Source organism: Chryseobacterium urinae (genome assembly GCF_030518295.1).
Taxonomy (GTDB): Bacteria; Bacteroidota; Bacteroidia; order Flavobacteriales; family Weeksellaceae; genus Chryseobacterium; species Chryseobacterium mucoviscidosis.
The window spans coordinates 1-11,913 of the sequence record NZ_JAULSJ010000042.1; the positions used below are offsets into that span (position 1 = coordinate 1).

The following is an 11,913-nucleotide window of genomic DNA, read 5'->3' on the forward strand; positions in this document are numbered from 1 at the left end:
CAAACAAATTTGTTACGAATGTGTTATAATCTTTTGTGACTTTGTGGTTAAATAAAATTCATGCTTTTTCGTGTAAAAATTTGTATTTAAACAAAATTTTCAGGATTCGACAAAATTCCCGATTTTTGCAACTTCAAAATACGATATGTCAGACTTAATCAAAGAAATAGAAAAAAGAAAAACCTTCGGAATTATCTCTCACCCGGATGCCGGAAAAACCACTCTTACAGAAAAGCTTTTGCTTTTCGGGGGTGCAATTCAGGAAGCGGGTGCGGTAAAATCCAACAAAATAAAAAAGGGAGCGACCTCCGATTTCATGGAAATTGAAAGACAGAGAGGGATTTCCGTGGCAACGTCCGTTTTGGCTTTTGAATACAGAAACCACAAAATCAACATTCTGGATACTCCCGGTCACAAGGATTTTGCAGAAGATACGTACAGAACTTTAACGGCGGTTGATTCTGTAATCGTAGTAATCGACGTTGCAAAAGGGGTTGAGGAACAGACGGAAAAGCTTGTTCAGGTTTGTAGAATGAGAAATATTCCGATGCTGGTTTTCATTAATAAGCTTGACCGTGAAGGTAAGGATGCTTTCGATTTGCTGGATGAGGTGGAACAGAAGTTAGGATTAACAGTTTGTCCGCTTTCTTTGCCAATTGGTATGGGAGCTGACTTTCAGGGAATTTACAATATCTGGGAAAACAATATCCAGTTGTTTTTGGAAGAGAAGAAACAGAAGGTGGGTGAAGCGATAAAGTTTGACAATATTAATGATCCTTCAATTGATGAAGTGATTGGCGAAAAAGCCGCTGCTACTTTAAGAGATGAACTGGATCTGGTTCAGTCGGTTTATCCTGAATTCAACCGTGAAGATTATATGAAGGGGGATTTGCAGCCTGTTTTCTTTGGTTCGGCTTTGAATAATTTCGGGGTTCGTGAGTTGCTGGATGCTTTTATTGATATTGCACCGATGCCACAACCGAAGGAAAGTGATACGCGTATTGTAAAGCCTGAAGAAAATGGTTTTACAGGATTCGTTTTCAAGATCCATGCGAATATGGATCCGAAACACAGGGATAGACTGGCTTTCGTGAAAATTGTTTCGGGAACTTTCAAGAGAAATGAAAATTATCTTTTGGTAAGAGAGGGAAAAAAAATGAAGTTCTCTTCACCAAATGCTTTCTTCGCGGATAAAAAAGAGGTGGTTGATGAAAGTTTCCCGGGAGATATTGTAGGTCTTCATGATACGGGAAGTTTCAGAATCGGAGATACGTTAACAGGCGGCGAAAAACTGAATTTCAAAGGAATTCCGAGCTTCTCTCCTGAACATTTCAGATATATTAACAACAACGATCCGTTGAAAGCAAAACAACTGGCAAAAGGGATCGATCAGTTGATGGATGAAGGGGTTGCACAGTTATTTACCCTTGAAATGAACGGCAGAAAGATCATCGGAACAGTGGGTGCGCTTCAGTATGAGGTAATTCAGTATCGTCTTGAGCATGAATATGGGGCAAAATGTACTTACGAGCCTCTTTCTATGCACAAAGCGTGTTGGGTGGAAGCAGATGAAAAGTCAGACGAATTCAAGGAATTTGCAAGACTGAAACAGAGATTTTTGGCAAGAGATAAATATAACCAGTTGGTTTTCCTTGCCGATTCTTCTTTCACGATTCACATGACGCAGGAGAAGTTCCCGAATGTGAAACTGCATTTCATCAGTGAGTTTAAGAATGCTTAATTGAAATAAATCAGCTTTAAATAGACAATCCGCGGAAGTTTTTCTGCGGATTTTTTTATGAAATTAAATGAAACTTTTATACCATGAAGAATCTTGAGTGTATCTGAGATTTTTCGACTCCGCTTTGTTTCGCTCAAAATAACAGCTCCGAAAATTAAATTCAGACAAGATTTGGTTAAGAGAAAAAATAAAAATTAAAAAAAACTTTGTAAAACAGCATTTTTTTATTTTACAAAATGCTAAAATTCAACTCCTTATCAATTTACATAAGCAAAACAATTCCTTTACAATCTTTACAAAAACTTCCCTCCTAATTTTACCTCATCGAAAAAATTAATGTTATGAAAAAGTTCATCTTACTCGTTGCTGTATCAAGCACGTTTATTATGTGTAAAAAAGGAGAAGCGGCAACCTCTAAAATTGAAGACGCAGTACAATCAGCAGACAGTACGATTTCTGCGACCTCTGAAAAAATTAATGACGTAAGCGAAAAAGCCAATGCCGCACTGGATTCTGCCAATGTAAAAATTAAAGATTTTGAAAATGCTAAAAATGAAGTGAAAGACAAAATTGAAAATACTTCCAAAATGGTAGATTCTTTATCTGAGAAAATTTCTTCCGTAAGACTGGAATCGAAAACCGAGAAAAAAGATTCGGCTAAAAAAGAAGAAAAAATTGTGGTGAATGTTCCGGCTCCGAAAGTGATTAAAGAAACCAAAATCGTTTATAAAGACAAACCGAAGAATGAAAATTACGAACTGAATGTTCTGAAAAATAAAATGGTAAAATCGGGTTATTTAACCATGAATGCAGACAATGCGGAAATCGTAAGGGAAATTATACGAAAGGAAACGATTAGAAACAACGGCGCAGTGACAAAAGAAGAGCTCACTTATGTTGCAGCAGAACCTTCCGATGACAGATCTTCGGAAATAGCGGATCAAAAAGCATATTATCTTCAGATTAAAGTTCCTCTGCAGAATTTTGACCAACTGATGGATGATTTAAGCAGCAATATCGGCAATATTGAAAGCAAAAACATAGAAGTAAAAGGAAATGATTATGATAACAATACGCTTTGTGAGATCAGGATCTCTCTTTTGGATAACACTCATAAAGCTCCGGAAACTTTTGGTGAAAAGTCTTTAGCCGCCGTTTCTTCAGGATGGAGTGTCATTACTTCCATATTCCTGTTTATTCTGCCGCTTTGGCCATTGTTTTTAATTGCCGGAACCGGATATTATTTTTATAAAAAGAGGGGTAAAAACACAACCAATCATGATGCCCATTAATTTCGAAAGTCCATCCTTTGTGATGGATTTTTATTTTAATATTATTTTAATGGGATAAATTGATTTTTAACCGATGTTATTGATATTTTTGATAAGTCATTAAGAAAGGAAAAAAGCTTGTAAAATTTAACTTTAGCCTCAAATTTCCATCAAACATATAAATAAAAGCAGACAAAAAATTTTATATATTATATTTTGTGGTTCGTGTGAATGTAAAAAGGCTTCCAAATTCGGAAGCCTTTTACTATTTCATGTATAATTAAGCAATTACTTTGCAATGCTTCTTGAAATAACGATCTTCTGGATTTCAGAAGTTCCTTCGTAGATCTGAGTGATTTTGGCATCTCTCATCATTCTTTCTACGTGATATTCTTTCACATATCCGTATCCACCGTGGATCTGTACAGCTTCAATCGTAGTATCCATTGCCACCTGAGAAGCGTATAATTTTGCCATTGCTCCGCTTTCAGAGATGTCTTTTCCAGCATCTTTTTCTACAGCCGCCTTGAAGCAAAGCATTCTTGCCGCTGTGATCTGAGTTGCCATATCTGCCAGTTTAAACGCAATTGCCTGATGATTGATGATTTCTGTTTTAAACGCTTTTCTTGTTTTAGCATATTTTAAAGCCAGTTCGTACGCTCCGGAAGCGATTCCTAAAGCCTGAGAAGCAATCCCAATTCTACCACCGTTCAGAACAGCCATCGCGAAATTGAATCCGAAACCGTCTTCCCCGATTCTGTTTTCCTTCGGTACTTTTACGTTATTGAAGATCAAAGAATGCGTATCGCTTCCTCTAATTCCCAGTTTATCTTCTTTCGGACCGATCTCGAAACCTTCCCAACCTCTTTCTACGATGAAAGCGTTGATTCCTTTATGTTTTTTCTCAGGATCTGTCTGTGCAATTACAATATAGTAAGATGCTGTTCCACCGTTTGTGATCCAGTTTTTAATACCATTTAAAAGGTAATAATCTCCTTTATCTTCCGCAGTTGTTTTCTGGGAAGTTGCATCAGAACCTGCTTCAGGCTCAGACAAAGCAAAAGCTCCGATTACCTGTCCGCTTGCCAAAGGGATAAGATATTTTACTTTCTGCTCTTCAGAAGCAAATTTCTCAAGACCTGCACAAACCAATGAGTTGTTTACAGACATTACCACAGCCGCAGAAGCATCTATTTTTGCAATTTCTTCCATTGCAAGAACGTAAGAAACGCTGTCCATTCCGGCACCGCCGTATTTAGGATCCACCATCATCCCCATAAGTCCCATTTCCCCCATTTTCTTTACCTGTTCTGCAGGAAACTTCTGGTCGCGGTCTCTTTCGATTACTTCCGGTAAAAGCTCGCTTTGCGCAAAATCTCTTGCTGCCTGCTGAATCATCAGCTGTTCTTCTGATAAATTAAAGTCCATAACATTGAATAATTAGATGGTCGCTAATTTACACTTTTTGGGCAAATCTGAAAATAGAATCATAAATTAGATAAAAACAACGAAAGAAGTTGATTTTTAAATATTCATCATATATATGTTAAGTTTGAATTATTAAATATATTATGGCATACATTTTATTAATTTCTAAATAATCACTTCCAATTTCCACAATTAAAAAAAATGCTTATATTTAAAATCCTTTAACAATTACTTAAAAAATCATGACAATCAAAAGATTATTTGATATTCCTCAATATGCACTGAAAACGTATCCGAAATCGGATATGTTTGTAACCAAATATCATGGTGAATGGAAGAAAACTTCCACGCAAGAGTTTATCAATGAAGCCAATAAGATATCACGAGGACTTTTAAAACTTGGGATAAAACCCGGTGACAAAATCGCTTTAATCACCACTAATTCCCGAACAGAATGGGCGATTATGGATCTCGGACTTTCGCAGATCGGGGTGGTTTCTGTTCCCGTTTATCCGAGTATTTCTCCCGAAGATTATGAATTTATCTTTACCAATGCAGAAATTAAGTACTGTTTTGTGTCCGATAAGGATCTTTTGAACAAGGTAGTAAAAGTAAAACATAACATTCCTTCATTACAGGGCGTTTTTACTTTCGACAATATCACAGGCGCTGCCAACTGGAAAGAAATCCTGGATCTTGGCGAAGATGATTCTACGCAGATTGAAGTGGAAGATCTTTCAAATGCCATTAATTCGGAAGATCTGGCAACGATTATTTACACTTCGGGAACAACAGGAAAACCGAAAGGAGTAATGCTGACTCATCATAATATCGTTTCCAACGTGTTGGGTTCGATCCCGAGAATTCCTAAAAAGAAAAGTCTGGATTATAAAGATACAAGGGTTCTGAGTTTCCTTCCGATCTGCCATATTTTTGAAAGAATGCTTTTCTATCTTTTCCAGTACAACGGTTTTTCGATTTATTTCGCGGAAAGCATCGAAAAGATGGGAGAAAACGTAAAAGAAGTAAAACCTCACTACATGAGCGTGGTACCAAGACTGGTGGAAAAAGTGTATGATAAAATCTACGCCACTGGTTCTTCCGCGGGAGGACTGAAACAGAAAATCTTTTTCTGGGCACTGGATCTGATTTCTAAAAAGAAAAGTGTTTCAAAACCATCCGGATTAAAGGAAATTATTGCCGACAAACTGGTGTTTAAAAAGTGGAGAGAAGGTTTAGGCGGTGAAATCATTACTTTGGTTTCCGGTTCTGCAGCTTTGTCTACAAGACTAAATTTAATGTTCCAAAATGCAGGAATTCCCATTCTGGAAGGATATGGATTAACGGAAACTTCGCCTGTAATTTCGGTAAATTCTTTCAGCAAAATGAAAATCGGAACCGTAGGTTTACCTCTTGACAATCTGAGTGTTAAAATCCAGGCAGACGGAGAAATTACGGTAAAAGGTCCTTCTATTTTTAAAGGCTATTTTAAAAATGAAGAAATGACGAAAGAAGTTTTTACAGAAGACGGTTATTTCAGAACAGGAGACATCGGACATATCGATAGTGACGGATTTTTACAGATCACCGACCGTAAAAAGGAGATGTTCAAGACTTCGGGAGGAAAATATATTGCACCGCAGACCATAGAAAATTTAGCAAAAGCTTCAAAGTTTATCGAGCAGATCATGGTTGTCGGAGACGGCGAAAAAATGCCTTGCGCATTGGTTCAGCCAGATTTTGAATTCGCAAAAAGCTGGGCATCAAGAAACAATCTGAATGTAGGTTCCACTCCACAGGAAATTGCCAAAAGTGCAGAATTAAAAGAAAGAATTAAAAAAGAGATTGACGATATCAACCAACATTTAGGAAACTGGGAACAGATCAAAAAAATTGAGCTTACCCCGGAAATCTGGAGCATTGATGCCGGTCTTTTAACGCCCACTTTAAAGCTGAAAAGAAAAGCGATTAAAGAGAAATTTATCGATCTTTATAATAAGATGTATGAGCATAAGGAATAATAATATAAACCGTTTCTTTTTGAGGCGGTTTTATTTTTAACACAAATTGCACAAATATCTTCACGAATGGCTCTATTTAATTATTTCAAAATAAAGCTATTTCAGTTTTCCAGTGAATAAATGTTTTTAAATATTCTTTTTCTTTATAATCGCTAATATCATGTAGTTTACATTTATTTTTTTAAAACTCTATAGAGTTTTATCTGTGTAGACATCATATTAGAAGGACATTCGGCGTTCCGTAGGAACGCTATCTTTAGAATATTGATGCTATTATAGATATCAATCCTACGGATTGATTGATAGACTTGCTCTTATTCCTACACAGATTCCGCTCCTAAAGGAGGAAACTATTTTACCTTAAAAACTTCAATAGTAAATTGTGCTATTTGCGAAACATTTGCGCAATTAGTGTTTAAAGCCAAAAAAAGCTGTCTCAAAATCGAAACAGCTTTATATCTTTAAAATCGTAAGTAATTAAAATTTAATTACAGATTTCATTCTTTCGTTTTCTTCCATTACCAACTCGTCGTCAACAAGGATTTTTCCTGAATGCTCATCAATGATAATTTTCTTTCTCTGGGCAATTTCCATCTGCTTTTGCGGCGGAATGGTGAAGAATGATCCTTTTGGAGCGCCTCTTTCCAATCCTACAACAGCAAGACCGTTTGGAGAGTTTGTTCTGATTCTGTTGTATGAAGCCAATAATCTCTCATCAATTTTTTCAGAAAATTCTTTTGATTTCTCGATAAGATATTCTTCTTCTTTCTGAGTTTCAGAGATAAGACCTTCCAATTCTTCTTTTTTGAATTTCAGGTGATTTTTAAGCTCATCAATTTTTGAGTTCAATTCGCTTAACGTTTCGTTTTTGTGACCTATTTTAGCACCGAATTCTTTAATTCTCTTCTCTGCAAGCTGGATTTCAAGCTCCTGATATTCAATCTCCTTACCTAATGCTTCAAACTCTTTATTGTTTCTTACATTATCCTGCTGAGATTTGTATTTTTCAATTAAAGTTTTTGCATGGTTTATTACTTCATGCTTTGTTTTGATCTGGTCGTCCTGATCTTTGATTTCTGCATGAAATTTTTCAGCTCTTTTTTCAAGACCTTCGATTTCAATCTCAAGATCCTCTACTTCGATTGGCAATTCTCCTCTTGTATTTCGGATTTCGTCCAATCTAGAATCAATGATCTGCAAATCGTATAAAGCTCTTAACTTCTCTTCAACTGAAATATCGTTGGTTTTTGCCATATTTTAAATGAAATAATTTACCGGGTTTGTTTTCTCAATAGATTTTGAGATTGCAAATGTACTAAATTTTTGTGACAATATTTCAAATAATTGTTGAGTTACAAATTGTTCTGATTCAAAATGCCCGATATCACAAATCATCATTTTCGAATCGGCAAGGAAAAAGTCGTGATATTTTACGTCTCCCGTAAGATAAGCATCACATTTTTTGGAAATTGCAGAACGGATTCCGCTTGCGCCCGAACCGCCCAAAACTCCTACTCTTTTAATTTTTTTATTATTGAATCCTGAATGACGGATCATCTCCAGACTGAATTTGTCCTTTACAAATTTCAGAAAATCCTTTTCATCCATCGGCTCATCGAGATCACCATACATTCCCAGTCCAGAATAATGATTGGTATTTTCCAGGCTGTAAATCTGGTGGGCAACTTCCTCATACGGATGTGCCGTTTTCATTGCATTAACGATCTGTCCCTGCTTATAATCCTCGAAAATCACAGAAATCATATCTTCATCTGCATTTTCACGAATATTTTGCTGTCCCGAAAACGGATTAGAGCCTTCAATCGGCCGGAACGTTCCATTCCCGTTGATTTTGAAACTGCATTCGTCATAAAATCCGATATTTCCTGCACCTGCCGAAAATAAAGCTTCCTTCACTTTTTCAGAATAATCTTTCGGAACGAAAACCGTAAGCTGTTTCAGATTATTTTTTTTAGGCTGAAGAATTTTTATGTTTTTTAATCCCAACTGATCGCAGATTCCGCGGTTTACTCCAAAAAAATCATTATCGAAAGCCGTATGAATGGCATAGATGGCAATTTTATTTTCAATAGCTTTTAAAACAGCTCTCTCTACATAGTTTTTCCCTGTTAAAGATTTCAGTCCCGAGAAAATGATCGGATGAAAACATACAATCAAATTACAGTTCTTTTCAATGGCTTCATCCACAACGTTTTCCAATGCATCATGACATACCAGAATTCCTGAGACATTTCTGTCCGGAACGCCACACAACAAACCTACATTATCAAAATCTTCTGCCTGCTGCAAAGGAATTCTTTCTTCTATTTTGGCAATTACCTTACTTATTGTCATTTTATTGTCTATGTTTGGTACGAAAATAGGGATTATTTGTTAATTTTAAAAAAACATCGAAAAATGGAAAAAGAGCACAATCTTATTCCCGAAGACGCTCTCTGGAAAAGACACCTTTATCGTATCATATACCGCTCCGACACAAAGCTCGGAAAGCTTTTTGACATAATTCTGCTGTCGTTGATTCTCATCAGTACTGCTATTATTATGATGGAAAGTGTACCGAAGCTTGATAAAAGGTTTCATTATACATTCATTATTATGGAATGGATTATTTCCATATTTTTTTCTGCGGAATATTTTTCGAGAATTGCCGTAGTGAAAAACAAAAGGAACTATATTTTCAGTTTTTTCGGAATTATTGATTTTCTTGCTTTAATTCCTTTCTATCTGAGCTTTATTTTTCCGGTTACCAAATATTTTCTGATTTTCAGAATGTTGAGAATGCTTAGAGTTTTCCGGGTTTTCAACTTATTAGATTTTATGAATGACGGCTCCGTGATTGTGAGAGCATTAAAGAACAGTTCAAGAAAAATTTATATTTTTCTTTTATTTTTAATTATTTTCTCGGTGATTGTGGGTTCGCTGATGTTTATGGTGGAAGGCGGAAGACAGGGCTTTGAAACTATTCCACAGGCGATTTACTGGGCGGTGGTTACCGTTACAACGGTTGGTTATGGGGACGTCTCTCCTATTACACCGATGGGAAAATTTTTTGCCGTGGTTTTAATGCTTGCCGGTTATTCTATTATTGCCGTTCCTACAGGAATTGTAACTGCCGAGATGAGAAACAAAAGACAGAATCTGGAAAAAGTGTGCGACCGATGCGGAAATGAAGATATTGATGATGATGCAAGGTATTGCAAACAGTGTGGCAAGAAATTGGCTTAGTAAAAATATAATGATCTATTAACGAAACACCACAAAAATCATGGAACCTAATAAAAACAAACCGAACAGCTTAGTAATTATCCTTATTTCATTGATCGCACTTGTGATCGTGGTTTATTTTATCCTTGTTATGTTTTTCCCTGCTATTTTTGATAGCATGACGACAGGTGAAATTCAGCCTGTTCCCAATAAATAAAGTTTTTTCATTTAAAATAACAAAGGCGATCTTTACAGACCGCCTTTTATTATGCTTAAATTTTCTTTATTTTTTAATTGTTTTTACGACCTGCTTAGAACCGTCTTTCATATCCAACATCAGAAAATATACCCCTTGTTTCAATTCTCCCAAATGAATCTCCGAAGTAGTATTTTCGATAACTCTTATCAGTCTTCCTGAAACATCTGTTACAGAAACTGATTTTACTTTTGCTATATCAGAAATATTAACAACATCCCTGAAAGGATTTGGAAATACTTTAATGGTATTTTTATTGGCTGCCACTTCGGAAGTTGCTAAATTATTTTTCGTAATGTTAATGGTAAATGCTCCTTCCGGCTCATCTGACCAACCACTGTAATGACCAACATTTACATAATAGGTATTTCCTGCAAGTGTAGGAACAGAAACTGTTTCAGCGCCTCCCTGTCCACCATCATCTACTGTACTTTCGCAGTTTAATGCAGAACAATTTCCGCTGTAAACTCCAATCTGAGGATCAAAATCACTTCCTGCAGGCATCGTTACATTAATATTAAATGTACTTCCGTCTCCTGTAAAAGTAAACCAGGTACCATCATTCATTTCATTAGAACATACGCTTACAATTCCCGAGTTATTGGTAGCTCCCGCTCCATCGTTTTGCGCGTAAGTATAAGGGAAAGCAGTAGCAGATAATGCTCCGGAACAAGCATCATTTGCCGGTGGCGGAGGGAAAGTTCCTACGCAGATATTAAAGCTTTGATTACTTCCTGCACCATAATAACTGTACACTCTCACCAGATATGTTTCTCCTACCGTAAGACCCGATACAACTCCCGAAGGCGGATCTGAACACAAAATACTTGATAGTGCTCCACAACCTCCGCTGAATACCTGAAAATAAGTATCTGTATCTCCCGCTGTACTTCCTACAGAGGTAATATTAAGAAGAGATATTTTATGAGTTGTAGCAGTGGCTATAAATTTAAACCAAACATCATCATCTGCTTGTCCATAACACGGACTTGGAGCAGTTCCTGAATCTGTTGCGCCAATTGTATACCCTGCAGTTACTGTTCCGCAGTTCAGATCTGGGTTTACAGGCAATGTAATTGCTGTTACACATTCATCATTAGCCGGCGGCGGCGGTGCAGTAGTAAACATCTGCTCTGTACATCCTGAAGATTCTCCTCCCGAACCTACTGCTACGATTTTAACGTAATGGGTTGTATTCGGAGCCAATGCTGCTGAAGGTGTATAACTATTGGTTGTTACAGAAACCTGATTCGCTATACTCGTTCCTCCTGGAGAAGTTCCGATAGAAACTTTATAGCTCGTTGCTCCTGCTATATTGTTCCATGTGATGGTAGGAGTTAAAGGAATAAATGTAGCATTATTTGCCGGATAAGTAACTATCGGGCAAGCAGGAACTGGGTTGGAAGCCAGTCCTTCAAAGGTAACAACGGATTTATAATTTACAAGGTTTCCTGTAGCAGGCGGTGATGCCGGATCCGGATTTGTAAAATCATCTTTATAATAAATTGTAGAATTTTGCGCTCCACTGTACACATATGTTGCCTCATCGAAATCATTATTATCATAACCTGCAGAGTTTTCCTCTGCCGCAATAACAAGATTAGAAGTATTATTGTAAGCGAAAGGCGTTGGAAAAACTACTTCGATAACTCCGTTGTTATTGCTTACAGTTCCGGAAAAAACCTGCGTTAACTGAGCTCCGGGAATCCAGTCTGAATCGGAGCTGAAGGATGTTTTGTTGGTGAGCCCTAGATAAACTACCCATTGTGAAGAGTTTGAAATTGACATTGAAGGGTCTATATAGAACTTGAGTCCTGTAATATTCCCTGCTGCATTGGCGTTAATTTCCTGCTTTGTGAAAATCTGCTGTACATAAGAATAACCGTAATACGTACTTATTGGAGCTACCCCAACATCTGTACTTCCTGAACCCAAAGTAATCTGGGCTGAAAAAGTCATACTTAAAAATAA

9 protein-coding genes are annotated in these 11,913 nt (G+C 36.8%); 5 read left to right on the forward strand and 4 right to left on the reverse strand.

What is annotated here, in order from left to right:
- The first annotated feature begins 145 nt into the window (after positions 1-145).
- Together QWT87_RS18855 and QWT87_RS18860 are read left to right on the forward strand one after the other, a co-directional pair.
- The gene (locus tag QWT87_RS18855) at positions 146-1,741 is read left to right on the forward strand and encodes a peptide chain release factor 3 (RefSeq protein WP_087708140.1); all 1,596 of its coding nucleotides are present in this window, start codon (positions 146-148) and stop codon (positions 1,739-1,741) included.
- 341 nt (positions 1,742-2,082) lie between these two features.
- Positions 2,083-3,033, forward strand: a complete 951-nt coding sequence (locus QWT87_RS18860) for a hypothetical protein (RefSeq protein ID WP_302718040.1) — start codon at positions 2,083-2,085, stop codon at positions 3,031-3,033.
- Between the two features lie 267 nt (positions 3,034-3,300).
- Here QWT87_RS18860 and QWT87_RS18865 read toward each other — a convergent pair whose 3' ends face one another.
- Complete coding sequence (locus QWT87_RS18865; RefSeq protein WP_302718042.1) at positions 3,301-4,440, reverse strand: acyl-CoA dehydrogenase family protein; 1,140 nt, start codon at positions 4,438-4,440, stop codon at positions 3,301-3,303.
- A 242-nt stretch (positions 4,441-4,682) separates the two neighbouring features.
- Here QWT87_RS18865 and QWT87_RS18870 point away from each other — a divergent pair, with 242 nt between their 5' ends.
- Positions 4,683-6,461 (forward strand): AMP-dependent synthetase/ligase, encoded by a 1,779-nt coding sequence (locus QWT87_RS18870; protein ID WP_256039019.1) that lies wholly within the window; start codon positions 4,683-4,685, stop codon positions 6,459-6,461.
- A 477-nt stretch (positions 6,462-6,938) separates the two neighbouring features.
- Here QWT87_RS18870 and QWT87_RS18875 read toward each other — a convergent pair whose 3' ends face one another.
- Both QWT87_RS18875 and QWT87_RS18880 read right to left on the reverse strand, forming a co-directional pair.
- Positions 6,939-7,715: a zinc ribbon domain-containing protein gene (locus tag QWT87_RS18875; RefSeq protein WP_076392508.1), complete on the reverse strand. Its 777-nt coding sequence runs from the start codon at positions 7,713-7,715 to the stop codon at positions 6,939-6,941.
- A 3-nt stretch (positions 7,716-7,718) separates the two neighbouring features.
- Positions 7,719-8,816 (reverse strand): Nif3-like dinuclear metal center hexameric protein, encoded by a 1,098-nt coding sequence (locus QWT87_RS18880; protein ID WP_302718045.1) that lies wholly within the window; start codon positions 8,814-8,816, stop codon positions 7,719-7,721.
- 63 nt (positions 8,817-8,879) lie between these two features.
- Here QWT87_RS18880 and QWT87_RS18885 point away from each other — a divergent pair, with 63 nt between their 5' ends.
- Positions 8,880-9,707 carry an ion transporter gene (locus QWT87_RS18885; RefSeq protein WP_302718046.1) on the forward strand — a complete coding sequence of 276 codons (828 nt, stop codon included), beginning with the start codon at positions 8,880-8,882 and terminating at the stop codon, positions 9,705-9,707.
- 40 nt (positions 9,708-9,747) lie between these two features.
- Positions 9,748-9,903, forward strand: coding sequence for a hypothetical protein (locus tag QWT87_RS18890; RefSeq protein WP_165762959.1), 156 nt, complete (start codon positions 9,748-9,750; stop codon positions 9,901-9,903).
- Between the two features lie 66 nt (positions 9,904-9,969).
- Here QWT87_RS18890 and QWT87_RS18895 read toward each other — a convergent pair whose 3' ends face one another.
- Positions 9,970-11,901 (reverse strand): T9SS type A sorting domain-containing protein, encoded by a 1,932-nt coding sequence (locus QWT87_RS18895; protein WP_302718048.1) that lies wholly within the window; start codon positions 11,899-11,901, stop codon positions 9,970-9,972.
- Positions 11,902-11,913 lie beyond the last annotated feature (12 nt).

Excerpts from the sequence above, each read along its gene's own strand:
- QWT87_RS18890 (WP_165762959.1), top strand. The coding sequence starts at position 9,748 with ATGGAACCTAATAAAAACAAACCGAACAGCTTAGTAATTATCCTTATT.
- QWT87_RS18855 (WP_087708140.1), top strand. The coding sequence starts at position 146 with ATGTCAGACTTAATCAAAGAAATAGAAAAAAGAAAAACCTTCGGAATT.
- QWT87_RS18860 (WP_302718040.1), top strand. The coding sequence starts at position 2,083 with ATGAAAAAGTTCATCTTACTCGTTGCTGTATCAAGCACGTTTATTATG.
- QWT87_RS18880 (WP_302718045.1), bottom strand. The coding sequence starts at position 8,816 with ATGACAATAAGTAAGGTAATTGCCAAAATAGAAGAAAGAATTCCTTTG.
- QWT87_RS18895 (WP_302718048.1), bottom strand. The coding sequence starts at position 11,901 with ATGACTTTTTCAGCCCAGATTACTTTGGGTTCAGGAAGTACAGATGTT.
- QWT87_RS18885 (WP_302718046.1), top strand. The coding sequence starts at position 8,880 with ATGGAAAAAGAGCACAATCTTATTCCCGAAGACGCTCTCTGGAAAAGA.
- QWT87_RS18870 (WP_256039019.1), top strand. The coding sequence starts at position 4,683 with ATGACAATCAAAAGATTATTTGATATTCCTCAATATGCACTGAAAACG.
- QWT87_RS18875 (WP_076392508.1), bottom strand. The coding sequence starts at position 7,715 with ATGGCAAAAACCAACGATATTTCAGTTGAAGAGAAGTTAAGAGCTTTA.
- QWT87_RS18865 (WP_302718042.1), bottom strand. The coding sequence starts at position 4,440 with ATGGACTTTAATTTATCAGAAGAACAGCTGATGATTCAGCAGGCAGCA.